20 protein-coding genes are annotated in these 24,996 nt (G+C 64.7%); 13 read left to right on the top strand and 7 right to left on the bottom strand.

The window, feature by feature from the left end; all coding sequences use genetic code 11:
* Positions 1–29: 29 nt before the first annotated feature.
* Positions 30–1,454 (bottom strand): PLP-dependent aminotransferase family protein, encoded by a 1,425-nt coding sequence (locus tag E6B08_RS18150; protein ID WP_136915321.1) that lies wholly within the window; start codon positions 1,452–1,454, stop codon positions 30–32.
* 335 nt (positions 1,455–1,789) lie between these two features.
* On the opposite strand from E6B08_RS18150, the gene E6B08_RS18145 reads away from it, so the two are divergent.
* Positions 1,790–3,199 carry an amino acid permease gene (locus E6B08_RS18145; protein ID WP_136915320.1) on the top strand — a complete coding sequence of 470 codons (1,410 nt, stop codon included), beginning with the start codon at positions 1,790–1,792 and terminating at the stop codon, positions 3,197–3,199.
* Positions 3,200–3,202: 3 nt separating this feature from the next.
* Here the strand turns inward: E6B08_RS18145 and E6B08_RS18140 are convergent, their stop codons facing one another.
* Positions 3,203–3,382 (bottom strand): hypothetical protein, encoded by a 180-nt coding sequence (locus E6B08_RS18140; protein WP_136915319.1) that lies wholly within the window; start codon positions 3,380–3,382, stop codon positions 3,203–3,205.
* A 98-nt stretch (positions 3,383–3,480) separates the two neighbouring features.
* Here E6B08_RS18140 and tam point away from each other — a divergent pair, with 98 nt between their 5' ends.
* Positions 3,481–4,257 carry a trans-aconitate 2-methyltransferase gene (gene tam / locus E6B08_RS18135; RefSeq protein ID WP_136915318.1) on the top strand — a complete coding sequence of 259 codons (777 nt, stop codon included), beginning with the start codon at positions 3,481–3,483 and terminating at the stop codon, positions 4,255–4,257.
* Here the strand turns inward: tam and E6B08_RS18130 are convergent.
* On the bottom strand, positions 4,247–4,618 hold the full coding sequence (locus tag E6B08_RS18130) for a DUF2784 domain-containing protein (RefSeq protein WP_136915317.1): 372 nt from the start codon (positions 4,616–4,618) through the stop codon (positions 4,247–4,249). The genes tam and E6B08_RS18130 overlap by 11 nt on opposite strands.
* Positions 4,619–4,776: 158 nt before the next feature.
* Positions 4,777–5,646 carry a LysR substrate-binding domain-containing protein gene (locus E6B08_RS18125; RefSeq protein WP_136915316.1) on the bottom strand — a complete coding sequence of 290 codons (870 nt, stop codon included), beginning with the start codon at positions 5,644–5,646 and terminating at the stop codon, positions 4,777–4,779.
* Positions 5,647–5,890: 244 nt separating this feature from the next.
* Between E6B08_RS18125 and E6B08_RS18120 the strand changes: the two genes are divergently transcribed.
* The 5 genes from E6B08_RS18120 to E6B08_RS18100 all read left to right on the top strand — a co-directional run bounded on the left by E6B08_RS18120 (position 5,891) and on the right by E6B08_RS18100 (position 12,066).
* Entirely contained in the window at positions 5,891–7,207 is a 1,317-nt protein-coding gene (locus E6B08_RS18120; protein WP_136915315.1) for an MFS transporter, read from the top strand.
* Between the two features lie 14 nt (positions 7,208–7,221).
* Positions 7,222–8,613, top strand: a complete 1,392-nt coding sequence (locus E6B08_RS18115; RefSeq protein WP_136915314.1) for an FAD-dependent oxidoreductase — start codon at positions 7,222–7,224, stop codon at positions 8,611–8,613.
* Between the two features lie 108 nt (positions 8,614–8,721).
* Positions 8,722–9,432, top strand: a complete 711-nt coding sequence (locus E6B08_RS18110) for a YebC/PmpR family DNA-binding transcriptional regulator (RefSeq protein WP_136915313.1) — start codon at positions 8,722–8,724, stop codon at positions 9,430–9,432.
* Between the two features lie 154 nt (positions 9,433–9,586).
* Complete coding sequence (locus tag E6B08_RS18105; protein ID WP_136915312.1) at positions 9,587–10,531, top strand: LysR family transcriptional regulator; 945 nt, start codon at positions 9,587–9,589, stop codon at positions 10,529–10,531.
* A gap of 122 nt (positions 10,532–10,653) precedes the next feature.
* On the top strand, positions 10,654–12,066 hold the full coding sequence (locus E6B08_RS18100; RefSeq protein WP_136915311.1) for a DOPA decarboxylase: 1,413 nt from the start codon (positions 10,654–10,656) through the stop codon (positions 12,064–12,066).
* A gap of 90 nt (positions 12,067–12,156) precedes the next feature.
* Here the strand turns inward: E6B08_RS18100 and E6B08_RS18095 are convergent, their stop codons facing one another.
* Entirely contained in the window at positions 12,157–13,530 is a 1,374-nt protein-coding gene (locus E6B08_RS18095) for an MFS transporter (protein ID WP_136915310.1), read from the bottom strand.
* Between the two features lie 311 nt (positions 13,531–13,841).
* Between E6B08_RS18095 and quiC the strand changes: the two genes are divergently transcribed.
* Together quiC and E6B08_RS18080 are read left to right on the top strand one after the other, a co-directional pair.
* Positions 13,842–15,746: a 3-dehydroshikimate dehydratase QuiC gene (gene quiC, locus E6B08_RS18090; protein ID WP_136915309.1), complete on the top strand. Its 1,905-nt coding sequence runs from the start codon at positions 13,842–13,844 to the stop codon at positions 15,744–15,746.
* A gap of 197 nt (positions 15,747–15,943) precedes the next feature.
* The gene (locus E6B08_RS18080) at positions 15,944–16,615 is read left to right on the top strand and encodes a TetR/AcrR family transcriptional regulator (RefSeq protein ID WP_136915308.1); all 672 of its coding nucleotides are present in this window, start codon (positions 15,944–15,946) and stop codon (positions 16,613–16,615) included.
* Positions 16,616–16,622: 7 nt separating this feature from the next.
* On the opposite strand, the gene E6B08_RS18075 is transcribed toward E6B08_RS18080, so the two are convergent.
* On the bottom strand, positions 16,623–17,630 hold the full coding sequence (locus E6B08_RS18075) for a GlxA family transcriptional regulator (RefSeq protein ID WP_136915307.1): 1,008 nt from the start codon (positions 17,628–17,630) through the stop codon (positions 16,623–16,625).
* Positions 17,631–17,751: 121 nt separating this feature from the next.
* On the opposite strand from E6B08_RS18075, the gene E6B08_RS18070 reads away from it, so the two are divergent.
* A complete protein-coding gene (locus E6B08_RS18070) occupies positions 17,752–17,964 on the top strand; it encodes a PLD nuclease N-terminal domain-containing protein (protein WP_136915306.1) in 213 nt (70 codons plus the stop codon).
* Positions 17,965–18,398: 434 nt separating this feature from the next.
* Entirely contained in the window at positions 18,399–20,498 is a 2,100-nt protein-coding gene (locus E6B08_RS18065; protein WP_136915305.1) for an EAL domain-containing protein, read from the top strand.
* A 19-nt stretch (positions 20,499–20,517) separates the two neighbouring features.
* Here the strand turns inward: E6B08_RS18065 and E6B08_RS18060 are convergent, their stop codons facing one another.
* A complete protein-coding gene (locus E6B08_RS18060) occupies positions 20,518–21,342 on the bottom strand; it encodes an aldo/keto reductase (protein ID WP_136915304.1) in 825 nt (274 codons plus the stop codon).
* 244 nt (positions 21,343–21,586) lie between these two features.
* Here E6B08_RS18060 and E6B08_RS18055 point away from each other — a divergent pair, with 244 nt between their 5' ends.
* Together E6B08_RS18055 and katG are read left to right on the top strand one after the other, a co-directional pair.
* Complete coding sequence (locus E6B08_RS18055) at positions 21,587–22,465, top strand: DMT family transporter (RefSeq protein WP_136915303.1); 879 nt, start codon at positions 21,587–21,589, stop codon at positions 22,463–22,465.
* Between the two features lie 182 nt (positions 22,466–22,647).
* Positions 22,648–24,900: a catalase/peroxidase HPI gene (gene katG, locus E6B08_RS18050; RefSeq protein WP_136915302.1), complete on the top strand. Its 2,253-nt coding sequence runs from the start codon at positions 22,648–22,650 to the stop codon at positions 24,898–24,900.
* Positions 24,901–24,996: the final 96 nt, after the last annotated feature.

Raw genomic sequence — 24,996 nt, 5'->3', positions numbered from 1 at the left:
GCCACAGGCGCTGAAAGTGTTGCGCCGAACTACATCCCACCCCGGCGCACGTGCTTGACCAACACCTTCTCCAACAACTCCCACATCGCAGGCTCGGTACTGAACGCCACATTGAAGCGCATCCACCCGGTGGCCTGGGCATCGACCATGAACAACTGCCCAGGGCCGAGCATGATGCCTTTTTCCAGCGCGTCGTCGAGCAGTGCCGCGCTGTCTGGAATCGCCGGGTGGCGGGTCCAGATGTACATGCCTTCGTCAGACTCGATGAACAGCTCGAAGCCCAGCCGGTGCAGGTGCCGACCGACTTCCTGGTGGGCCTCGGCCAGGCGCTGGCGCAGGCGCTTGAGGTGCTTGCGCCAGCGGCCATCGATGACTGCGGCATAGACCACGCGCTCCATCACCTGCGAGGTGGTCAGGCCCGAGCGCATCTTCAGGTGCAGCAGTTTCTGCATCAGTTCGGGGCTGGCCAGCATATAGCCGACCCGCACGTTGGGCGAGATGCTCTTGGAATAGCTGCCCACGTACACGACCTGCTGCAGGTGGTCGAGGCTCGCCAGGCACGGCTGCGGCTCGGCCATCATGTCGGCGTACAGGTTGTTTTCCACCAGGCGGAAGCCATGCTGGCTGGCCAATTGCAACAAACGGTGCAGCTGCGGCAGCGGTGTGCGCGAGCAGGTCGGGCTGTGCAGGTGCGGCTGGGTGAAGAACGCGGTTGGCTTGTGGTGGGCCAGCAAACGCTCGAGCTGATCGAGGTCGTAACCAGCAGGTGTGCGCGGTACCCCTACCAAAGTCGCACCCTGGGTGCGCAGGATGCTCATCAGGTTGGGGTAGCCCGGATCGTCGACCAGCACCACATCGCCCGGGCGTACCAAGGTCCGGGCGGCCAGGTCCAGGGCCTGGCTGGCGCCGTGGGTGAGCATCAGTTGCGATGGATTGGCGACGATCGACAGTTCCTGCTGCAGGTTCTGCGCGGTCAGCGCCCGCAGCTCGTGCAGGCCCATGGGGTCACCATAGCCAGACAATTCCAGTGGGCTCCCGGCCACCTGGCGCAGGCCGCGACGCAGGCCGTCCTCGTACATCCAATCGTTGGGAAGCCAGCCGCAGCCGGGCTTGTACGGCAGCTGGCGGATCTCGAAGATCTGTTGCAGGTACCACTCCGAATTGAACGTCGGGCGGTTGGCGTCGGCTTCGCTGGCCTGGCTTTCCAGTAACTCGTTCGCTGCACGATTGACGAAGAAGCCTGCATTTCCCTTGCTGACCAGCAAGCCCTGCGCCACCAGACGGTCATACGCCTCGACCACGGTGAAGGTGCTGACCGAGTAGGTGGCGGCGAAGGCGCGGATCGACGGTACCTTGGCGCCGGGCTTGAGTGTCTGGTTGTCGATCAGCTCGCGCAGCCCGTCGATGATCTGGTTGACCAGCGGGGTGGATGAGTCTGGATGTAGTTCGAACATTGGGGTGCCTTCAGGGGGGTGCACGGCGCCGCGCGCCTGCAGGGTGTCGCAGGTGTATTGCATTGGAGGCCTGTACAGTGCAGTGCGGATTTCATGCCGCTGTGCATGGCTCTCTGTGCCCGACATTTTTACATTAGGTGTCAGATATCGCCACATAAAGCATTTCAGTTCGCCCTGGGGGCAACCCGGGGCGCGTCAGCAGGCCGCCATGGATGGCCTGCGTGTGTTCGTTCACACCATCCTGCCCGCAACAGCACTGATGTATAGGTGAGACCGATTGCCATCGGGGTTTCACGGTTTTCCTTGGATAAAAAGAAGCACGGGGTACACAACTGATGGACGCAACATCCACAACCACCAACGCGAAAGGCGAGCACGAGAGCAAGCTTAGTGCCTCGCTCAAGTCGCGCCACCTGACAATGATGTCGATCGCCGGGGTTATCGGCGGCGCCTTGTTCGTCGGTTCCGGCAGCGTGATCCACAGCGCCGGCCCGGCCGCGGTTCTGGCCTATCTGGCAGGCGGCATCCTGGTGGTCCTGATCATGCGCATGCTCGGTGAAATGGCGACTTCCTCGCCCGACACCGGCTCGTTCTCCACCTATGCCGACCGCGCCATTGGCCGCTGGGCCGGCTTCACCATCGGCTGGCTGTACTGGTGGTACTGGGTCATCCTCATGGCCTGGGAAGCCTACGTGGCGGGCAAGATCCTGCATGGTTTCTTCCCCGATGTGAGCGTCAACGTGTTCGTGCTGGCCACGACCCTGGTGCTGATCACCGTCAACTTCTTCAACGTCAAGCACTACGGCGAGTTCGAGTTCTGGTTCGCGCTGATCAAGGTGGTGGCGATCGTCTGCTTCCTGGTGGTGTGTACCGCCGCTGTGATGAACATCTGGCAGTTCGGTGAAGTGCGAGGCATGACCCACCTGACCGCCGAAGGCTTCATGCCCAACGGCATGACCACCGTAGTCGGGGCCTTGCTCGGGGTGATGTTCGCCTTCCTCGGCGCCGAAATTGTCACCATCGCCGCTTCCGAAGCCAAGGACCCGGCTGCCCAGATCGTCAAGGCCACCAACTCGGTGGTATGGCGTGTGTGCCTGTTCTATGTCGGTTCGATCTTCCTGATCGTCTGCCTGGTACCGTGGAACGACCCACACCTGGGCGTCTCCGGCTACGGCGCCTACCGCCGTACCCTGGAGCTGCTGGGCGTACCGCATGCCGAGCTGCTGATGAACTTCGTGGTGCTGACCTCGGTGAGCAGCTGCCTGATCTCGGGCCACTACACCGCTTCGCGCATGTTGTTCTCCCTGGCCCAGCGTGGCGACGCGCCGTCGTTCTTCAAGATCACCCGCGCCGGCACCGGCGTACCGGTGTTCGCGATCATCGGTTCGTGCGCCGTGGCGGTGGTCTGCGCGCTGATCAACTTCAGCGAGACCCTGCGTCCGAAGGACGTGCTGGAAACCCTGATGAACACCACGGGCATGATCGCCCTGCTGGTATACCTGGTGATCGCCTTCTCGCAGCTGCGCATGCGCCGCAAGTTGATCGCCGAAGGCAAGGAAGTCCGCCTGAAGATGTGGCTGTTCCCATGGCTGACCTACCTGGTGATCGCGTTCATCGTGGCTGCCCTGGTGACCATGGCCTTCATGCCTGACTACCAGATCCTGGTGATCTCCACCGGTATCGCCGCGGCAGTGGTGGTGGCGATGGGCGTGGTGCACCAGATCCGCACTGGCAAGCAGCACTAAGCACTAGTCGTTGTTGGAAGCGGCCGGCTCCCTTTGGGACCCGGCCGTTTCGCGTTGTTGGGTGTGGGTTTTTTCGGCGGGCATGTGAAAGCGCTGGTTCATCCAGGGCGAGCCGAGCAGGGCGGCGGCGGCGATCAGGGCCAGGATGGCGACGGCGAGGAATGTCTTCATGGGCATGCGCATACAGGGACAGACTTGCAGCATAGTCGGTCGGTTCCCCCTCTCTCGCTGGCCTGCACATGGCTTATGCTCAACACACAGCCCGTCACAAGGAGTCGACCATGGCCTGGTCCGCCACCCAGTATTCCCTCTTCGAAGATGAACGCACCCGCGCCGTACGCGACTTGCTGGCCGCCGTGCCGCCACGCCCGGTGCGCCATGCCACCGACCTTGGCTGCGGGCCGGGCAACTCCACGGAGGTGCTGTTGCAACGCTGCCCGGACGCTCAGGTGACCGCGCTGGACAACGACAAGGACATGATCGACAAGGCCCGCGAGCGCAAGCGCCTGCACATTCCGCGGGTGCGCTGCGACATCGCCGACATCGCCACCTGGGCGGCGCCCGAGCCACAGGACCTGATCCTGGCCAATGCGTCCCTGCAGTGGGTGCCCGACCATGCCACGCTGTACCCGCACCTGGTGCGCCAGCTGAGCGAGGGAGGCAGCCTGGCCGTGCAGACGCCGGACAACCTCGAGGAACCGGCCCACCGCTATTTGCGTGAAATCGCTGCCCATGGTCCTTGGGCCGAGCGCTTTGCTGGCTTCCAGCTGCCGCCGCGGCATCAGGCGTCGTTCTACTACGACCTGCTGAGCCCGGTGTGTGCGCGGGTGGACGTATGGCGTACTACCTATCACCACCCTTTGGCCGGAGGCGCCGAGGCAGTGGTGGAATGGTTCAAGGGCTCGGCACTGCGGCCCTATCTGGCGAAGCTGGACGAGCAGGAGCAGGCGGGGTTCCTCCAGCAGTATCTGGAGGCGATGCGCCAGGCGTATCCGCCAGCCAGCGATGGCAAGGTGCTGTTGCCGTTTCCCCGGTTGTTCCTGGTGGCTACCCGCTAGGGCGACGCCAGCGCCAGAGGACATAGCCGTAGATGGCGAGGTTGAGCACGAGTGCGATGCTGCCCAGCAGCCACTGGATGTGTGGCGTCAGCCCTGCGGGGTAGATCAGTGGCCAGATGTAGTGCTCGACGAAGCCGCCAGGGTAGCCGGCGTCGCCAGCGGCGTGGCGCAAGTGGTTTTCCCAATCGGTGAGGGGGCAGGGCAGGTGCAGGTATTCCACTGCCAGGCCCCAGGCCAGGGCGGGCAGGTGGATGAGCAGGGCGGGGCGCCAGCGCAGTACCAGCAGGCCGCCGAAGAGGACCAGCAGGATGAAGGTCAGGTGCAGCAGGACCAGGGTGTCGGCGGCTAGACGCGGGAGCATGGTGAGTGGGCCTGGGCGTTGGGTACAGCCAGTTTAGTTGTGTTGGCTGCACCGGCCCTTTCGCGGGACAAGCCCGCACACAGGTACTGCACCGCTCTTGGGCCCTGTCCACATACCTGTGGGAGCGGGCTTGTCCCGCGAAAGGGCCTGTGAAGCCCCTACAGCTCTTCCTGCACCACCTGCAGAAACGTCGCCACCACCCGCCGCGTACGCTGCTCGCTCAGGCACACCAACGTCTCGGTCAAATGCCGCTGACAATCGACGATCGGCAGCGCACACACCCGTGCATCAGCCCCGAACTCGGCTGCCGACACCACCCCAACGCCAATCCCCACCACCACCGCTTCGCGCGCGGCCTCGCGGCCTTCCACCTGGATCGCCGGGCGAATGCGTAGCCCGGCGCGCTGCATCTCCTCTTCCAGGGTCTGGCGGGTCACCGACCCAGGCTCTCGCAACACCAGCGGCGTGTCGTCCAGGTCGGCCAGGTTGATCGAGCCACGGCTGGCCCACGGGTGCTGGTGGGAGACGAACGCCACCATCGGGTCGCGCCGCAACGGCACGCAGTGCAAGCGCTCGTCATCGACGTCACGGCCCAGCAGCGCCAGGTCGGCCTGGTAGCTGAACAGCCGAGCCAGGGATTCATCGGTATTGCCGGTCTCGACCTTGACCTGAATGCCTGGGTAGCGCTGGCAGAAACGGGCGATCTGCGGCAACACATGCACCGGCGCATCCACCGCCAGCACCAGGCTGCCGGTGTGCAGGGCGCGGGAGTCCTGCAGCAGCTCATGGGCCTCGGCCTCGCAGGCGAACAGGCGCTGGCTGATGCCTAGCAGGCGCTCGCCGAGATCGGTCAGGTGCACGGAGCGCTTGTTGCGGTGAAACAGCAGCACACCAAAGCGTTCCTCGAGTTTCCGCACCTGATCGGACACCGCCGGCTGGGTCAGAAACAGCTTCTGCGCAGCGCGGGTGAAGCTGCCGTGCGTGGCCACCGCATGGAATGCCTTGAGTTGAGCGTGGGATACCGACATGGCGACTCCAGTAACAAGCTGGGCTTATGTGTGAAATACGATAAATCGATTTTATTTATCAGTCATCAACTGTTTCCATACCCATCAACCCAGCGCGACCGCCTTCTGCGATCGCCGGGCCATGGCGCGCGGTCCTGCGCCATCTGACCAGTGACGAGCCTTCGTCATGCAGTGCGCACCACAACAACAAAACAGGCGTTTCTTCACATTCTGCCGGCACACTCGAGCAAGAGGTCAGATTCACATGAACCAATCCCTAGCCACGATCAAGCGTTGGCGCGTGCAGATTTTCGCAATCACCTGGCTGGCCTACGCCGCCTTCTACTTCACCCGCAAAGCCTTCTCGGTGGCCAAGCTGGGCATCGGCGAAGACCCGACATTCATGCTCGACAAGGCCGCCATGGCCAACCTCGATGCTATTTACCTGGCCGCCTACGCCGTGGGTCAGTTCACCTGGGGCATGCTCGCCGACCGTTTTGGCCCGCGCGTGGTGGTGCTCGGCGGGTTGCTGATTTCGGCCGCCGCGGCGGTGGTGATGGGCAGCTACGCGACCTTCCCGATCTTCGCCACCTGCATGCTGATACAAGGCCTGGCGCAGTCCACGGGCTGGGCCGGGCTGTGCAAGAACATCGGCAGTTTCTTCCCGGCCGTGCAGCGCGGTCGCGTGCTTGGCTTGTGGAGTTCGTGCTACGCCTTCGGCGGCCTGGTCGCTTCGCCCTTTGCCGGCTGGTGGGCGTACACCCTGGTCGGTAGCTGGCACGCGGCGTTCTTCTCAAGCGCCGCGGTAGTGGCCGCGGTAGCGGTGCTGTTCTTCTTCCTGCAGCGCAACAAGCCCGAGGATGTCGGGCTGCCGGCGGTGGAGCCCGAGCCGCAGAGCATGGCCCCTGGCGGCAACCTGTGCAGCGTCTGGGCACCACTGCGCGAGATCCTGCGCAACCGCACGGTGCTGACCCTGGGCCTTGCGTATTTCCTGCTCAAACCCGCGCGCTACGCCATCTTGCTGTGGGGGCCGGTGATCGTCTTCGAGCAGATGCCGTCGGTGGGCAAGGTCGGCGCGGCCATCATTCCCACCGCCTTCGAGCTGGCCGGGTTGCTCGGGCCGATCCTCATCGGCCTGGCCTCGGACAAGCTGTTCGGCGCCCGGCGCATGCCGGCCTGCGTGATCAGCCTGATGCTGCTGACCCTGACGTTGGCGGCGTTCATGGCGGCCATGCACACCGGCAACGTGTTGCTGGTGGTGGGCCTGCTGTTCGTCATGGGCCTGACCCTGTATGGCCCTGACTCGATGATCAGCGGCGCCGCCGCCATCGACTTCGGCACGGCCAAGGCCGGCGCCACCGCCGCAGGCTTCGTCAACGGTTGCGGTTCGGTGGGCGCGGTGCTCGGCGGGCTGCTGCCAGGCTACTTCGACGGCGTCACGGTGTTCATCGTGTTCGCCGGCTGCGCGCTGTTCTCGGCGCTGGTGCTGTTGCCGCATTGGAACAGCCGCCCGGCGAGCGAGGCCCAGGCCAATGACGTGGCACCCAATACCGCGATGGCGATCAAGCCATTGCGCACCTAGAGGAACGTGAAGCGATGAGACCCTTCTGGCTGCAACAGGCCCTGGATTCGGAACAGCAGCCGGCCTGCCCGCCGCTGCACGGCGACGCACGCTGCGATGTGTGCATCGTCGGCGGTGGCTACACAGGTCTGTGGACGGCCTTGCAGCTCAAGGAGGCGCAGCCGTCGCTCGACGTGGTGCTGATCGAGGCCGACATCTGTGGCGCTGGCGCCAGTGGACGTAACGGCGGCTGTGCGCTGTCGTGGTCGGCCAAGTACTTCACCCTGGCGCGGCTGTTCGGCGAAGAGGAGGCGGTGCGTCTGGTCCGTGAGTCGGAGCGCAGCATTCATGCCATTGGCGCGTTCTGCACGGCCAACGGCATCGATTGCGACTACCGCCTGGACGGGACCCTGTACACCGCGACCAACCAGGCCCAGGTGGGCGCCACCGATGCGGTGATCGCGGCCTTGCAGCAGCGCGGCATCAATTCGTTCGAGCGCCTGCCGCTGGAGCAACTGCAACGCCTGGCGGGCTCGGCGCGGCACCTGGAAGGCTGGTTCTCGCCAGCGGCGGCCACCGTGCAGCCCGGGCGACTGGTGCGTGGCCTGCGCCGGGTGGCGCTGGCGCGCGGCGTACGCATTCATGAAGGCACGGCGATGACTGGACTGGAGCATGGCGCGCCAGCCACGGTGCGCACGTTGCACGGCAGCGTTCGTGCCGACCGCGTGGTGCTTGGCCTCAATGCCTGGATGGCGCGAGCCTTCCCGCAGTTCCAGCGCAGCGTGGCGATCGTTTCCAGCGACATGGTGATTACCGAACCATGCCCGGAACTGCTGCAGGAAATAGGGCTCACTACCGGTGTCAGCGTGCTCGACTCGCGGATCTTCGTGCACTACTACCACAACACCTCCGATGGCCGGCTGATGCTCGGCAAGGGTGGCAACACCTTTGCCTTCGGCGGTCGCATGCTGCCGGTGTTCGACCAGCCGTCGCCGTATCGCCCGCTGCTGCGCGAGAGCCTTGGCGGGTTCTTCCCGGCATTGGCGCACGTGCCATTGGCGGCGAGCTGGAACGGGCCGTCGGATCGTTCTGTGACCGGCTTGCCGTTCTTTGGCCGGCTGGACGGGCAGGGCAACGTATTCTACGGCTTCGGTTATTCCGGCAGCGGCGTCGGGCCATGCCACATGGGGGGGCAGATACTCGCTTCGCTGGCCTTGGGGCAGGACAACGCCTGGACACGCTCGCCGTTGGTCAATGGGCCGCTGGGGTTGTTCCCACCCGAGCCGATCCGCTACCTCGGATCGTTGCTGGTGCGCGATGCCATCCGCCGCAAGGAGCGCGCCGAGGATCGCGGCCAGCGCCCACGGCGCCTGGACGTGCGCCTGGCGCGCTTCGCCGCAGCGGCGGGCAAAGCCGACAAGGCGTGAGCGGGCTGCGAGATTTCTTGTCGAACCGATGGCCGAGGGCGTATAAACTGCTCCCACTTTTATGGCCGGTCGCTTCCTGAACTGGCCGCTGAAACAAAGAGAGTCGACATGGGCGCACAGTGGAAAGCCAAGCATAGAGAAACAGCTGCCAACGCCAAGGGCAAGATCATGGGCAAGCTGGCCAAGGAAATTCAGATTGCGGCCAAGTCTGGTGCCGACCCGGATATGAACCCGCGCCTGCGACTGGCCATTGTCCAGGCCAAGAAAGCGTCGATGACCCGTGAAACCCTCGAGCGTGCGATCAAGAAAGGCGCTGGCCTGGATGGCGAAGCGGTGCAGTACCATGCCGTCAGCTACGAAGGCTTCGCCCCGCATCAGGTACCTCTGATCGTTGAATGCCTGACCGACAACGTCAACCGCACCGTGGCCCAGATCCGCGTGCTGTTCCGCAAGGGCCAACTGGGCGCCAGCGGCTCGGTGGCCTGGGACTTCAACCACGTCGGCCTGATCGAAGCGACCCCGGAAGGCGATGCCGACCCGGAAATGGCTGCCATCGAAGCCGGTGCCCAAGACTTCGAGGAAGGTGAAGAAGAGGGCTCGACCCTGTTCATCACCGACACCACCGACCTCGATGCGGTGCAGAAAGCCCTGCCGGAGCACGGTTTCACCGTGACCTCGGCGAAGATCGGCTACACCCCGAAAAACCCGGTAAGCGCCGCCAGCCTGAGCGCCGAGGCACTGGCCGAAGTCGAAGCCTTCCTCGAAGCGATCGACGAGAACGACGACGTGCAGAACGTGTACGTTGGCCTGACTGCCTGATCGCAACACTTGGGCCGCCCTGCGGCCCATTCGCGACACAAGGCCGCTCCCACGACTGCAGCGCCGCATCAGCAAGCAGCGCGGTATTTGTAGGAGCGGCCTTGCGCCGCGAAACGAGGGCAACGCCCTCGCCAGCGGACCGGAGCCGAACCCGATGAACCCCACCTTCGCCTCCCTCAGCATCGCCCACCTGCGCACCCTCGATCAGCTCCTGCACCTGAAAAACCTCAGCCACGCCGCCGAGCGCCTGGGTGTCAGCCAATCCGCCCTGAGCCGCCAACTGGCCCACCTGCGTGAAGCCTTCGACGACCCCTTGCTGGTGCGCCAAGGCCGTGGCTACGTGCTCAGCGAGCATGCCGAAGGGCTGGTCGAGCCATTGCGGCAGGTGCTCGATGAACTGCAGGCCCTGCGCCAACCGGCGGCTTTCGACCCGGCGCGCTGCGAGCGGCGCTTCTGCCTGGCTGCCTCCGACTATGTCGCCGAGCACATGCTGCCCCTGCTGGTGGCGGCGCTGGAGCGCGAGGCCCCAGGGGTGTGCATCGACTATCGGACCTGGCAGGCCGGCCAGTACGGATTGCTCGCCAGTGGCGAGATCGACCTGGCCACGACCCTGTTCGACGAATCCCCGCCAAATCTTCACGGCCGCCTGCTGGGTGAGGACCGGGCGGTGTGCCTGATGCGCGACGACCACCCGCTGGCCGCGGTGCAGGCGCTGAGCCAGGACGATTACCTCGGCTGCAAGCATGTGCGGATTTCCGGTGGTGGCGACAAGGACAGCTTCATCGACCGCCACTTGCGCGCCCAGGGCCTGCAACGGCGGGTGAGCCTGGAGGTGCCGTTCTTTTCCGCCACCGTGCAGGTGATCGGCAACAGCCAGGCCCTGGCCACCGTCCCCGAGCACATTGCCCGCCAGTTGTGCCGGCTGCACCGCCTGGCGTGGCGGCCGCTGGGGTTCATCGAACATACCCAGCGCTATTGGGTGGTGTGGCACCAGCGCTTGCAGGCTTCGGCCGAGCACCGTTGGTTGCGCAACCGGGTATTCGAGTTGTGGCGCCAGTCGCAATTCGGGGTGCAGGGTGGGGTGCCGGGTTCGCCATAGTAGGTATGCGTGAAGTGGGGTTCTTGGGGGCTGGTTGACGGCCTAGACTGAGGCCTTGTGTTGTCTGTGCTTGCCCGCGAAAGGGCCGGTATGGACACCGAATCATCTCCAGGAGCCCCCACGTGACCCCAGAACAATTCCGCCAGTACGGCCACCAGCTGATCGACCTGATCGCCGACTATCGCCAGAACATCGCCGAACGCCCGGTCATGGCCCAGGTCGAGCCGGGCTACCTCAAACAGGCCCTGCCAAGCCAGGCCCCCCAGCAAGGCGAGGCATTCGAGGCGATCCTCGGCGATGTCGACAAACTGCTCATGCCCGGCTTGTCGCATTGGCAACATCCAGACTTCTACGGCTACTTCCCGTCCAACGGCACGCTGTCCTCGGTGCTCGGCGACTTCCTCAGCACCGGCCTGGGCGTGCTTGGCCTGTCGTGGCAGTCGAGCCCAGCGCTGAGCGAGCTGGAGGAAACCACGCTCGACTGGCTGCGCCAGCTGCTCGGCCTGTCGGCGCAGTGGAGCGGGGTAATCCAGGACACCGCGTCCACCAGCACCCTGGTGGCATTGATCAGCGCCCGCGAACGCGCCACCGACTACGCCCTGGTGCGCGGTGGCTTGCAGGCCGAGGCCAAGCCGTTGATCGTCTACGTCAGTGCCCATGCCCACAGTTCGGTGGACAAGGCGGCGTTGCTGGCCGGCTTTGGCCGCGACAACATTCGCCTGATCGCCACCGACGACGCCTTCGCCATGGACCCGCAAGCCCTGCGCGCCGCCATCGAGCAAGACCTGGCCGCTGGAAACCAGCCCTGTGCCGTAGTGGCCACCACCGGCACCACGACCACCACCGCCCTCGACCCACTGCGGGCGATCGGCGAGGTCGCCCAGGGCCACGGCCTGTGGCTGCACGTCGACTCGGCGATGGCAGGTTCGGCGATGATCCTTCCGGAGTGCCGTTGGATGTGGGATGGCATCGAGCTGGCCGACTCGGTGGTGGTCAACGCGCACAAGTGGCTGGGCGTGGCCTTCGATTGCTCGATCTACTACGTGCGCGACCCACAGCACCTGATCCGGGTAATGAGCACCAACCCCAGCTACCTGCAATCGGCGGTCGATGGCGAGGTCAAGAACCTGCGTGACTGGGGCATCCCGCTGGGCCGTCGCTTCCGCGCCCTGAAGCTGTGGTTCATGTTGCGCAGCGAAGGGGTCGAGGCCTTGCAGCAGCGGCTGCGCCGGGACCTGGATAACGCCCGTTGGTTGGCCGAGCAGGTCGAGGCGGCTGACCAGTGGCAGGTACTGGCACCTGTGCAGTTGCAGACCTTGTGCATCCAGCATCGGCCGGAGGGGTTGGAAGGCGAGGCACTGGATGCGCATACCAAGGCCTGGGCCGAGCGGCTCAATGCATCGGGGGCGGCGTATGTGACCCCGGCGACCTTGAATGGGCGTTGGATGGTGCGGGTGTCGGTAGGGGCGCTGCCGACCGAGCGCGGGGATGTGCAGCGGCTGTGGCAGAACCTGCAGGACGTGGTCAAGGGGTGAGGGCGTTGGGGGCTGCTGTGCAGCCCATCGCCGGCAAGCCGGCTCCTACAGAGGCCGTGCGGTGCCTGTGGAGCCGGCTTGCCGTGGCCGTCAGTGGCTCACGGCCTGAAAGCTGTCTTTGCGGCTAGCCTCGTACGCCTGCTTCTCCATCGGCTTGGCCTGCGGATTACCCAGGTCTTCCATCGCCAGGCGGTGGGTTTCCGGCGCGATGTACGCTGCCAGGGCGCACACACAGGTGATGAAGAACGCCAGGCCGCCGACCACCATCGGGATGTTTTCCGAGCCGGGCGGCGCCACCAGGGCGAACAGCGCGGGCAGCATTGCGGTGAGCATGGTGCCGATGTTCTGCGCGATCGCCATGGCCGAGACGCGGTAGCGGGTGTGGAACAGTTCCGGGTAGAAGCTTGGGAACACCGCGTTGTAGCCCTGGTACACCATGCCCCACATCACGATCGAGGCGGCGAAGGCCAACGGTACGTTCTGGATGCTGATCGCATACAGGTAGACGAACGCCAGCAGGCCCGAGCCGATGCAGCCGGTGATCATGGTCGGGCGCCGGCCGATCTTGTCGGACAGGTTGCCCACGAACGGAATCACCAGTACCGCGACGATGTTGCCCACCACCGGGATCCACAGGTAAACGCTCTTGTCGAAGCCGATGCCGTAGGCCGGCTGCACCGCGTAGGCCGCGCCGAAGATGGTCGCCACCACCGGGATCACGTTCATCAGGGCCATGAACATCACCAGCACCATGTGCTTCCAGCTGTGGCGGAAGGCTTCGCTGATCGGCGACTTGGCTACCTTGTCCTGCTTCTCTTCATTGACGAAGGCCGGCGTCTCGTGGACTTCCTTGCGGATGATGAAGCCTGCGATCAGCACCATGGCGCTCATCAGGAACGGAATACGCCAGCCCCATTCGTTGAAGGCTTCGCTGGGCATGAAGTAGGCCAGCGGCAGGAACACCGCCGCTGCCAGTACCTGGCCGGCCTGAACGCCCTGCAGGGTGAAACTTGCGTAGTAGCCGCGCCGGCCGAACGGCGCGTGCTCCATGATCATCGAACTGGCGCCGGAGATCTCGCCGGCCACCGCGAAGCCCTGGATCAGGCGCAGCACCACCAGCAAGGCCGGGGCGAGGATGCCGATGTCGTGGTAGGTCGGCAGCAGGCCGACGGCCATGGTCGACAAGCCCATGAGGAACATGCACAGCAGCAGCACGTTCTTGCGTCCGCGGGTGTCACCCCAGTGGCCCAGCACGAAGGCGCCGACCGGGCGCGCCAGGTAACCCACACCGTAGGTCGCCAGCGAGGCGATGATGGCCATCTTGGGGTCAGTATTGGGGAAGAAGATTTGCGGGAAGATCAGGGCCGCAGCCTGGGCATAGATGAAAAAGTCGTAGTACTCGAGTGCCGAGCCGATCCACCCGCTGGCGGTCGCTTTCTTGGCTTGAGAGCTGGAGTGAGCCATCGTTGTCTCCATTGTTCTTGTACTTATTATGTTCGTTTCTGGGTTAGTCGAAGCAACTTCCGCCGAGCGACCGGTTGGGCAGGAGGACACTCGGTATGGCTGCATCTGGCAATCATGGTTGCCCACGGATTGGCGCTGTAGCAATTCGCGAAAACGGGTTGTGTTCGATAATCGAACAGAAAACTAACTGTTCCGTACAAAGTGATTGAAGGGCAGACTTTACCTGCGAATAATCGATCGTGCCAGAAACGGTTACCTGTCGTTTTGCACGTTCCGGCGCCGTCGTCATACCCATAACAAGGAACTCCAGTATGCAGCGTTCGATAGCCACCGTGTCGTTGAGCGGCACCCTGCCAGAAAAGCTCGAAGCCATCGCCGCCGCCGGTTTCGACGGCGTGGAAATCTTCGAGAACGACTTGCTCTACTACGCGGGCAGCCCGCGCGAGGTACGCCAGATGTGCGCGGACCTGGGGCTGGCGATTACCTTGTTCCAGCCGTTTCGCGACTTCGAAGGGTGCCGCCGCGACCGCCTGCAGAAGAACCTCGACCGCGCCGAGCGCAAGTTCGACCTGATGCAGGAGCTGGGCACCGATCTGGTGCTGGTGTGCAGCAACGTCCAGGCCGACGCCCTGGGTGACGAGCGACTGCTGGTCGATGACTTGCGCCTGCTAGCCGAGCATGCCGGCCAGCGCGGCCTGCGCATCGGCTACGAGGCCCTGGCCTGGGGGCGCCACGTCAACACCTACCAGCAGGTGTGGAACCTGGTGCGCCAGGCTGACCACCCGGCGCTGGGGGTGATCCTCGACAGCTTCCACACCTTGTCGCTCAAGGGCGACCCCAGTGCCATTCGCGACATTCCAGGCGACAAGATCTTCTTCGTGCAGATGGCCGATGCACCGATCCTGGCCATGGATGTGCTGGAGTGGAGCCGGCACTTCCGCTGCTTCCCCGGGCAGGGCGAAATGGACCTGGCAGGTTTTCTGGCGCCGATTCTGGCCACTGGCTACCGTGGCCCGCTGTCGCTGGAGATCTTCAACGATGGCTTCCGCGCCGCGCCGCCCCGGCAGAACGCCGCCGATGGCCTGCGTTCGCTGCTGTACCTCGAGGAACAGACCGGCCTGCGCCTGCAGCAGCAGGGCATCGCTGTCGAGCCTGGCGTGCTGTTCAGTCCTCCGGCGGCCAGTGCCTACGACGGGGTGGAGTTTCTCGAGTTCGCCGTCGACGAAGCAGTGGGCGCGCGTCTGGGGGGGTGGCTCAAGCGCCTGGGCTTTGCCGAGGCCGGCAAACACCGCAGCAAGGATGTTCGCCTGCTGCGCCAGAACGACATCAATATCGTGCTCAATGCCGAGCCGTATTCGTTCGGCCACAACTTCTTCGAGGCCCACGGCCCGTCGTTGTGCGCCACCGCCTTGCGGGTGCGTGACGAGCATGCGGCCCTGCAGCGCGCCACCGATTTCCGTGGCCAGCCGTTCCGTGGCCTGGTCGGCCCCAACGAGCGCGAGGTGCCGGCGGTACGGGCGCCGGATGGCAGTCTGATCTACCTGGTGGGGCAGGGCGATGGCCCGAGCCTGTACGACACCGACTTCCGCCTCGACGCCGGCGCGCAGGCCAGCGGCGGCCTGCGCCGTATCGACCACATGGCCCTGGCGCTGCCGGCCGAGTCGCTCGACAGCTGGGTACTGTTCTACAAGAGCCTGTTCGACTTCGCCGCCGACGACGAGGTGGTACTGCCCGACCCGTATGGCCTGGTCAAGAGCCGCGCCTTGCGCAGCCAGTGTGGCAGCCTGCGCTTGCCGCTGAACATCTCGGAAAACCGCAACACCGCCATCGCCCACGCGCTGTCCAGCTATCGCGGCTCGGGGGTGCATCATATCGCCTTCGATTGCCAGGACATCTTCCAGGAAGTGGCGCGGGCCAAGGAGGCCGGTGTGCCGCTGCTGGAGATCCCGCTGAACTACTACGACGACCTGGCAGCGCGTTTCGACTTCGACGACGAATTCCTCAGCGAGCTGGCGTACTACAACGTGCTGTACGACCGCGATGCCCAGGGCGGCGAGCTGTTCCACGTGTATACCGAGCCGTTCGAGGAGCGTTTCTTCTTCGAGATCATCCAGCGCAAGGGTGGTTATGCCGGGTACGGCGCGGCGAACGTGGCGGTGCGCTTGGCGGCGATGGCCAAGGCGCGCAGCGGGGCGCCGCGCAAGCCGGTATTGTAGTTTTTTCTGTGCCGGCCTCTTCGCGGGTAAACCCGCTCCTACAGGGCCACCGCTGTATTGTAGGAGCGGGTTTACCCGCGAAGAGGCCGGAATAGGCAATCACCCCTCTACACTACCCGACCAAAAGCGCGCTTCCCACGTCCGCCCCGCTCACGGATAATCCCCCACTTATTCCAATAAATAGCCTGTGAGTGGGTATGAGTGATTCGCTAGTCAGCCTCGGCCAGCCTGAGATCGGAGGGGGGCGCAAGTCGCGCAAGAACAACCCCGAGAAAACCCGCGAGGACATCCTCCAGGCCGCCATCAACGAGTTCGTCCAGCAAGGGCTGGCCGGCGCGCGGGTGGACGCCATCGCCGAGCGCACCGCCACCTCCAAGCGCATGATCTACTACTATTTCGGCAGCAAGGAGCAGCTTTACGTCGAGTGCCTGGTCAAGCTCTACGGTGACATCCGCAAGACCGAGCACAGCCTCGACCTCGAGTCGCTGCCGGCCGAGCAGGCGATCCGTCGCCTGGTCGAGTTCACCTTCGACCACCACGACCGCAACGTCGATTTCGTGCGCATCGTCTGCACCGAGAACATCCACTACGGCGAATACGTCAAGCAGTCGCCGGTGATCCGCGAGATGAGCAGCCTGGTGCTCGAGGCACTGGCCCGCACGCTGCGTCGTGGCGAGCAGGAGGGCGTGTTCCGCCCGGGCATCGAGGTCATCGACCTGCATATGCTGATGAGCTCGTTCTGTTTCTACCGGGTGTCCAATCGCCACACCTTCGGCGAAATCTTCCAGATCGAGCTCTCCGACGAGACGGTCAAGCAGCGCCACAAGGACATGATCTGCGAGGCGGTGATGCGCTATATCCGCGCCTGAGCCGCAGTCATTCGCCCAGCCGTTGCTCGCGTGACGGCGGGTAGCCGAAGTAGGCCGCATAGCACTTGCTGAAGTGCGACACCGAGACGAAACCGCAGGCCACCGCCACCTCCATCACCGACAGGTCGGAGTACTGCAGCAGGCGCCGGCTCTTGGTGATGCGCAGCTCCATGTAGTAGCGCCGTGGCGAGGTGCCCAGCTGGGCCTGGAACAAGCGGTCGATCTGCCGCCGCGAGCGGCCGCTGTAGGCCGCCAACTGGTCGAGGCTGAGGGTTTCCTCGAGGTTGTTTTCCATCAGTTCGACGATGGTGCGCAGGTGCAGGCTCATGGATTTCTTCGCGCCTGGGCCGACCTGGCGATAGCGGGCACCGGAGAACGACAGGATTTCCTCCACGCCCTCGGCCAGGCCATCGCCATACAGCCGCCGCACCAGGCCCAGCATCAGTTCCATGGCGCCATTGGGACTGGCGGCGGTGAGGCGGTCGCGGTCGAGGGTGAAGCTGGCCGGGGTGATGCGCGTTTGTGGGCTGCGCTCGGACAGGCTGGCGCGCTGCTCGGGGTGGATGCTGCAGCCATAGTCGTCGAGCACCCCTGCGCGGCCAAGGAACCAGGCGCCATTCCACAGGCCGCCCAGGGCCATGCCGTGGGCGGCGCAGTCATCGAGCAGGCGGTCGAGCACCGGGTACTTGAGCGCGGTGCGCAGGCCGCCGCAGACCACCAGCAGGTCCAGCTCGCGCAGCGCCTCGGGGGCCAGCTCAGTGGCCACCAGCTCCAGGCCGAGGTCGCTCAGCACCCGGTCGCCGTCCAGTGACAGCGGGGTAAAGCGGAAGCTGTCGGCGCGCAGCAGGTTGGCGGTGACCAGCACGTCCATCGCCACGGTGAAGCTGGCCATGGAGAAGTGCTCGAGCAGCACGAAGTCGACCCGGTAGGGAGCCGCCTCGCTGCCGGCGCCGGGCTTGAGCCGGAGCATGTTGCTGGTACTGGTCTTCTTGCTGAACTGGCGTGGGGTAGGCACTCTGGACTCCGCTTCCTGGCTTGCCGGCAGAGTGTGGCGGGTGGCACGGGGAAAGACAATCCGAATGAACCCTTGGCAGCTGCTATAACCCAATAGAGAACACGCTAACGGGAGAGTGCATATGGAAGTCGGAACCCTCTGGATCATCGTCGCTGCGGTCGTGATTCTGCTGGAGATCTGGGCGATCTGGCACATCATCGGCAGCGACAGACGCGCCGAACGGAAAATGTTGTGGATCGTCTTCGTGGTCTACGCGCCGTTGCCGGGGTTGCTGTTCTGGGCTTTCAGTGGGCCGAGGGCGGTCAAGGGGCGGGCGGTGTTGCAGGAGAAGTGACGGGCGCGGCGGCATCGCGAAGCGTGCGCTGGAGCGTTGTGGTGCCGCATATATCGAGCGCCGCCCGCGCGGCGCATCGCGGCGCAAGGCTTCGGGCCAATTATGTCTGATAGGCCATAGTTGTCAGCCTGGTGGGCGCGGCGGGATATCTGTGTTGCCGCCAAAGGCGAACAACCATGGCCTGACAGACCGTGGCACGTTGCAACAAATGTGGGAGCGGCCTTGCGTCGCGATGCGCCGCGCGGGCGGCGCTCGATCTCAAGGACGCTGAAATACTCAAGCCCTGCGCTTTCCAGTCCCTGAACAACCAAAATTCTGTGAACCACTTCACAAAAAAACACCCTGCACGGCATAATGCCATTACCCATTCATCAGGCTCGCCCGCTCTAAGCCGGGGTTCCTTTTCGTGCACGCCGCAGGTTCAGGGAAATCTCATGTCGCTAGTCGCAAGTCCCGACATCATGTATCGGCTGTTGATCCAGAGCATGGTGGACTATGCCATCTACATGCTCACCCCCGACGGAATCGTCGCTAATTGGAATCCCGGTGCCCAACGCGCCAAGGGTTACGACGCCGATGAGGTCGTCGGCCAGCACTACTCGCTGTTCTACAGCGAGGACGAGCGTGCCGCCGGCCTGCCTGAACTGAACCTCGAACAGGCGCGATCGACTGGGCGCTTCGAGGAGAAGGGCCTGCGCGTGCGCAAGGATGGCACGGCGTTCCACGCCCACGTGGTCATCGATGCCGTGCGAGATGATCGCGGCCAGTTGCTGGGCTTAGCCAAGGTTACCCGCGATATTTCCGAACGCCGCCGCCAGGAGCACGAACTGCTGCAGGCCAAGGAACTGGCCGAGCAGTACAGCCAGGAAATGGCCACGGTGTCGCAGTTTCTGGATTCGGTGATCGCCAACATTCCGGCCAGCGTCATCGTCCAGGACCTGGCCAGCCAGCGTATCCTGCTGGCCAACCAACAGGCCGAGGACCTGTTCGGCGGGCGCGACACGCCAATGATCGGCCGCTTGCCGTCGGAATGCCTGTCGCCAGCCGTGGCCGACTTCCTGGAACAGCAGTTGGCCCGAGGCGCACGCAGCGCCAAGGGTTATGCCGCCGAAACCCGTGTCGACACCGCCTGTGGCCCGCGTACCCTGCGCAGCCGTGCGCTGCTCAGCCAGAACCGCGAAGGCCAGGCCGACTACGTGCTGTTCGTGGCCGAGGATGCCACCGAGCAGCTTGCCGCCCACGCGCAGATCCATCACATGGCGCACCACGACGCGCTCACCGGGCTGCCCAACCGCACCTTGTTCAACGAGCGCCTCAAACAGGCGCTGCTGCGTGGCGAGGAGAGCGGCAAGCTGACCGCCGCGCTGTGCCTGGACCTGGACAATTTCAAGAACATCAACGACTCGCTCGGTCACGCCTTCGGCGACAAGCTGTTGCGCGCCTTGGGCAAGCGTCTGCGCCGCGAGTTGCGCGAGCACGACACGCTGGCGCGCCTGGGGGGCGACGAGTTCGCCGTGGTGCTGACCCGCCTGGACAACCGCGAGGCCGCCTGCAACACCGCGCAGCGGCTGATCGACGCCATCTGCCCGCCGTTCCAGATCGAAGGCCATCAGTTTTCGGTGGGCGTGAGCATCGGCGTGGCTATCGCGCCGGACGATAACGAACAGGCCGAGCAACTGCTGGGCTACGCCGACATGGCCCTTTACGAGGCCAAGCGCAATGGCCGCAACCGCTACGAGTGCTTCCACGTCGAGCTGGATGTGGCTGCGCGCCAGCGCCGCCTGGTCGAGACCGACCTGCGCACCGCCTTGCACCTGGGACAACTGCATTTGCATTACCAGCCGGTGGTCGACCAGCAGACCCGCAGCGTGACCGGCTACGAGGCGCTGTTGCGCTGGGAGCACCCGACCCGGGGCATGGTCATGCCGATGGACTTCATCCCGATCGCCGAGGAAACCGGCCTGATCCACGAGCTGGGTGCGCGTGCGCTGAACCTGGCGTGCCAGGAGGCCGCCAGCTGGGGCACCGACCAGACCGTTTCGGTGAACCTGTCGCCCGTGCAGTTCAAGAACACCAACCTGGCGCATTCGGTGGCCTTGGCCCTGGCCGACTCCGGCCTGGCGCCCCATCGCCTGGAGCTGGAGATCACCGAGTCGGTGCTGCTGGGCAACAGCGATGAGAACGTGCGCATCCTGCGGGCGCTGAAGGACCTTGGCGTTTCCATCTCGCTGGACGATTTCGGCACTGGCTATTCGTCCCTGGGCTATCTGCGCTCGTTCCCGTTCGATCGGATCAAGATCGACAAGTCGTTCGTCCATGACATGTGCGAGAGCCGCGAGGCGATGTCGATCATCCGTGCGATCACCGAGCTGTCCAACAGCCTGATGATCAAGACCACCGCCGAGGGCGTGGAATCGCCAGAACAGATGCGGCGCCTGGCAGCGGAGGGCTGCTCGCACTTCCAGGGCTACCTGTACGGCAGGCCTGCGCCGGCCAGCGAGCGCCTGACGCAGGTGCAAGCGGTGGCCGGCTAACGGCCGGCCAGGGGAGGGCTTAGTCGTTCCAGTCCGGCGCGAACTCCGGGCTGACGACCCGCCGATTCTTTGGCAAACCGGCGATCAGTGCACGATCTTCATCATCCAGGCGCAGCTCCAGTGCTGCCAGGTTGGTCAGCTGGTTTTCGCGGCTGCTGGCCTTGGGGATCGCGGCCACGCCGTCCTGCGCCAACAGCCAGCTGAGCGCCACCTGGCTGGGCAACACGCCGTGCTTGCGGGCAATGGCCTGGATCTCCGGTTGCTCGGCGGCCTGGCCACGGGCCAGTGGGGTATAGGCGGTCAGCAACAAGTCGTGACGGCGGGCATAGTCGAGCAGCGGCTGTTGGTCGAGCAGCACGTGGTATTCCACCTGGATCGCCGACAAGGGCGCACCGAGCTCCTCGACCACCCGGCGCAGCAAGCCGAGCGGGAAGTTGGCCACGCCGATATGCCGTGCCTTGCCCTCGTCACGCAGGGCCACCAGCGTTTCGATGCTGCGCGCCAGGTCCATGTCCTTGCTGGGCCAATGGATGTGGAACAGCTCGACGTAGTCGGTGCCCAACGTACGCAGGCTGTCTTCCAGCGACTGGCGCATGGCCTTGGGCTCCAGGCGATCCCACCACACTTTGGTGGTCAGGTGGATCTGTTCGCGTGGCACGTCGCTTTCGCGCAGCGCCTGGCCGACGGCCTCTTCGTTGCCGTAGGCAGTGGCGGTATCGATGTGCCGGTAACCCAGCTCCAGGGCCTGGCGTACGGCCTGGGTGCACTGCGCCCCGGTCATTGGCCAGGTGCCCAGGCCGATGGCGGGCAGGTCCAGGCCGTTGCGGGTGGTGAGCCTATGCATGAAAACTCCTTGTCACGGGTAGGTTTGCGGTCGATGTTGCCCGCTCGACGGAGGTCGAACCATGCGCCCACGCCGGAAAGTGGTCGATCAGCGAACAGAAAGCGCCGATGCTTGATGCGGCGTCTCAAGGAACTTTCATAAGTTGTCGTATCTCTTCTAGAATTCCAGCTGTTGCACCCGCCAGGCCAGCCCTGCGCGGCCTTCCCCGGGCCCGGCATCCAGCCGCGCCGCAGTCGAGAACGCCATGAGTTCCAGCACACCGTTGTCCGGAGTCAACCAACCGCTGCGCGGCATCGCCTTGGTGGTGGTGGCCACCTTCCTGTTCGCCAGCCACGACGCCTTGTCGAAGTTCCTTGGCGGCGTATACCCGGTGGTGCTGGTGGTGTGGGCGCGTTATGTGGTGCATACCCTGCTGATGGCGGGCATCTTCCTGCCCAAGGCGGGCCTCAATGTGCTGCGCACCAATCGCCCGGTGCTGCAGACCCTGCGTGCGCTGTGCCTGCTCAGTACCAGCCTGCTGTTCACCACGGGCCTGCAATACCTGCCGCTGGCCGAGGCTACCTCGGTCAACTTCCTCGCCCCGGTGTTGGTCACCGCCTTGTCGGCACCGCTGCTGCGCGAGCGGGTCACGGTGGGGCAATGGGTGGCGGTGGTGCTGGGGTTCGTCGGCGTTGTGGTGGTGGTACACCCGGGCGGGGCGATGTTCACCCCGGCCATTCTCTATCCGTTCGGCTCGGCCATGGGCTTCTGCTTCTATCAGTTGCTGACCCGGCTGGTGTCGGCCCACGACAGCCCGACCACCAGCAACTTCTACGCGGGGCTGTGCAACACCCTGGTGATGAGCGTCCTGGTGCCGTTTTTCTGGGAGTTGCCGCGCTGGGACCACGCTTTGTTGATGCTGGCCCTGGGCGGCTTCGGCATGAGCGCGCACCTGCTGCTGACCCAGGCCTTCCGCCATGCCGCGCCAGCGCTGCTGGCGCCGTTCAGCTACTGCCAGATTGTCTTCGCCGGGCTGTTGGGCCTGTTGATCTATGGCCAGGTGCCGGACGATGCCAGCCTGCTGGGTATCTCGATCATCTGCCTGAGTGGATTGGGCGCGGCGTGGATGCAGCGCAAGCGTTGAGAGAGCCACGCTATCGACGTGCAATACCGGGTCTATTAGCTCTCTGCCCAGGGTCGACTAGTCTTTTCCGTGCTTTGTGTATTTGTTTGACCTGACGAGGGGCAGATCGGGCGCAAGCGCTCGTCTGAAGAACAACTGGCATAGACCGGAAATCTGGATAACCGACCCAAAGGTAATAGCAGATGTCGAACGAATCGAAATGCCCGTTCCATCAAACCGCAGGTGGCGGCACCACCAACCGTGACTGGTGGCCTGACCAGCTCAACCTGAGAATTCTCCATCAACATTCCAGCAAGTCCGATCCGATGGATCCGGACTTCGACTACGCCAAGGCGTTCAAGAGCCTCGACTTCCAGGCCTTGAAGAAAGACCTGACCGCCTTGATGACCGATTCCCAGGACTGGTGGCCCGCCGACTTCGGCCACTATGGCCCGTTGTTCATCCGCATGGCCTGGCACAGCGCCGGCACCTATCGCATTGGCGATGGCCGCGGCGGCGCAGGCTCCGGCCAGCAGCGTTTCGCCCCGCTCAACAGCTGGCCCGACAACGTCAGCCTGGACAAGGCCCGGCGCCTGCTGTGGCCGATCAAGCAGAAGTACGGCAACAAGATCTCCTGGGCCGACCTGATCGTGCTCACCGGCAACGTCGCTCTCGAGTCCATGGGCTTCAAGACCTTTGGCTTCTCGGGTGGGCGCGCCGACGTCTGGGAGCCGGACGAGGACGTGTACTGGGGGTCGGAAAAGGTCTGGCTGGGTGGCGATACCCGCTACGGCAAGGCCCAGCCGCCGGGGCAGGGCGACCTGGTCGCCGAGCCGCAGAAGCATGGCGAGGAACAGAGCCGCACCTTGGCCGGCGAGCGTAATCTGGAAAACCCCCTGGCCGCAGTGCAGATGGGCCTGATCTACGTGAACCCGGAAGGGCCGGAGGGCAATCCTGATCCGGTGGCTTCGGGCAAGGATATCCGTGACACCTTCGGCCGCATGGCCATGAACGACGAAGAGACCGTGGCGCTGATCGCCGGTGGCCACGCCTTCGGCAAGACCCACGGCGCCGGCCCCGCCGACAATGTCGGGCCTGAGCCAGAAGCCGCGGGCCTTGAATTGCAGGGCCTGGGCTGGGCCAATAAGTTCGGCACCGGCAAGGGTGGCGACACCATCACCAGCGGCCTTGAAGTGACCTGGACCTCCACCCCGACGCGCTGGAGCAACGAATACCTGAACAACCTGTTCAACTTCGAATGGGAATTGACCAAGAGCCCGGCTGGCGCCAACCAGTGGCGGCCCAAGGATGGCAAGGCTGCAGGTACCGTGCCCGATGCCCACGACCCCGCCAAGCGCCACGCGCCGTCGATGCTGACCTCTGACCTGGCCCTGCGCTTCGACCCGATCTACGAGCCGATCGCGCGCCGATTCAAGGACAATCCCGACCAGTTGGCCGACGCTTTCGCCCGCGCCTGGTACAAGTTGATCCACCGCGACATGGGCCCGCTGGCCCGCTACCTGGGCCCGGAAAATCCGCAGGAAGAACTGCTCTGGCAAGACCCGCTGCCCAAGGCCGACTACCCGCTGGTGAGCGAGCAGGACATCGCCGCGCTCAAGGCCAAGGTATTGGCCTCGGGCCTGAGCGTCGCCGAGCTGGTGGGCACCGCCTGGGCCGCAGCTTCGACCTTCCGTGGCTCGGACAAGCGCGGTGGGGCCAACGGCGGACGCATTCGCCTGGCGCCGCAGAAGTTCTGGGCGGCCAACCAGCCCGAGCAACTGGACAAGGTGCTCAAGGCGCTGGAGCAGGTGCGTAGCGAGTTCAAGGCCGGTGGCCAGCAGATCTCCCTGGCCGACCTGATCGTGCTGGCAGGTTCCGCTGCCGTGGAGAAAGCGGCCAAGGATGCAGGACACGCCATCACCGTGCCGTTCCGTCCGGGCCGCACCGACGCGTCCCAGGAGCAGACGGACGTCGAGTCGTTCGGCGTGCTCGAGCCGCTGGCCGATGGCTTCCGCAACTTCAGCAAGAGCAAGTACAGCGTCAAGGCCGAGAAGTTGCTGTTGGACAAGGCGCAGTTGCTGACCCTCACCGCGCCCGAGCTGACCGTGCTGGTCGGCGGCCTGCGGGTGCTGGGTGCCAACCATGGCGGCAGCAAGGACGGCGTGTTCACCGACCGGCCTGGCACCCTGACCAACGACTTCTTCCGCAACCTGCTGGACATGGGCGTGGAATGGAAGCCGACTTCGCCCGACAACGACAGCTTCGAGGGCCGTGATCGCAAGAGCGGCCAGGTGAAATGGACCGGTAGCCGGGTCGATCTGGTGTTCGGCTCGCACGCCCAGCTGCGTGCGCTGAGCGAGGTGTACGGCAGCTCGGACAGTGGCGACAAGTTCGTCAAGGACTTCGTCGCGGCCTGGGTGAAAGTCATGGAGCTGGATCGTTTCGACCTGAAGTAGAAGCACCTGTAGACGAGCGAGCCCGCAGCCCCGGGTACGACGCCGAACACGGCGTCGCACCTGGGGCTGCGGGCTCGCTCGTTGATTGGGCGGTGG

Source organism: Pseudomonas putida (assembly GCF_005080685.1).
Lineage (GTDB): Bacteria > Pseudomonadota > Gammaproteobacteria > Pseudomonadales > Pseudomonadaceae > Aquipseudomonas > Aquipseudomonas putida_V.
Note: the sequence above shows the minus strand (reverse complement) of the source record. Positions and strands in the feature narration are given on the sequence as shown.

Excerpts from the sequence above, each read along its gene's own strand:
- E6B08_RS18150 (WP_136915321.1), bottom strand. The coding sequence starts at position 1,454 with ATGTTCGAACTACATCCAGACTCATCCACCCCGCTGGTCAACCAGATC.
- E6B08_RS18145 (WP_136915320.1), top strand. The coding sequence starts at position 1,790 with ATGGACGCAACATCCACAACCACCAACGCGAAAGGCGAGCACGAGAGC.
- E6B08_RS18140 (WP_136915319.1), bottom strand. The coding sequence starts at position 3,382 with ATGCGCATGCCCATGAAGACATTCCTCGCCGTCGCCATCCTGGCCCTG.
- tam (WP_136915318.1), top strand. The coding sequence starts at position 3,481 with ATGGCCTGGTCCGCCACCCAGTATTCCCTCTTCGAAGATGAACGCACC.
- E6B08_RS18130 (WP_136915317.1), bottom strand. The coding sequence starts at position 4,618 with ATGCTCCCGCGTCTAGCCGCCGACACCCTGGTCCTGCTGCACCTGACC.
- E6B08_RS18125 (WP_136915316.1), bottom strand. The coding sequence starts at position 5,646 with ATGTCGGTATCCCACGCTCAACTCAAGGCATTCCATGCGGTGGCCACG.
- E6B08_RS18120 (WP_136915315.1), top strand. The coding sequence starts at position 5,891 with ATGAACCAATCCCTAGCCACGATCAAGCGTTGGCGCGTGCAGATTTTC.
- E6B08_RS18115 (WP_136915314.1), top strand. The coding sequence starts at position 7,222 with ATGAGACCCTTCTGGCTGCAACAGGCCCTGGATTCGGAACAGCAGCCG.
- E6B08_RS18110 (WP_136915313.1), top strand. The coding sequence starts at position 8,722 with ATGGGCGCACAGTGGAAAGCCAAGCATAGAGAAACAGCTGCCAACGCC.
- E6B08_RS18105 (WP_136915312.1), top strand. The coding sequence starts at position 9,587 with ATGAACCCCACCTTCGCCTCCCTCAGCATCGCCCACCTGCGCACCCTC.
- E6B08_RS18095 (WP_136915310.1), bottom strand. The coding sequence starts at position 13,530 with ATGGCTCACTCCAGCTCTCAAGCCAAGAAAGCGACCGCCAGCGGGTGG.
- quiC (WP_136915309.1), top strand. The coding sequence starts at position 13,842 with ATGCAGCGTTCGATAGCCACCGTGTCGTTGAGCGGCACCCTGCCAGAA.
- E6B08_RS18080 (WP_136915308.1), top strand. The coding sequence starts at position 15,944 with ATGAGTGATTCGCTAGTCAGCCTCGGCCAGCCTGAGATCGGAGGGGGG.
- E6B08_RS18070 (WP_136915306.1), top strand. The coding sequence starts at position 17,752 with ATGGAAGTCGGAACCCTCTGGATCATCGTCGCTGCGGTCGTGATTCTG.
- E6B08_RS18065 (WP_136915305.1), top strand. The coding sequence starts at position 18,399 with ATGTCGCTAGTCGCAAGTCCCGACATCATGTATCGGCTGTTGATCCAG.
- E6B08_RS18060 (WP_136915304.1), bottom strand. The coding sequence starts at position 21,342 with ATGCATAGGCTCACCACCCGCAACGGCCTGGACCTGCCCGCCATCGGC.
- E6B08_RS18055 (WP_136915303.1), top strand. The coding sequence starts at position 21,587 with ATGAGTTCCAGCACACCGTTGTCCGGAGTCAACCAACCGCTGCGCGGC.
- katG (WP_136915302.1), top strand. The coding sequence starts at position 22,648 with ATGTCGAACGAATCGAAATGCCCGTTCCATCAAACCGCAGGTGGCGGC.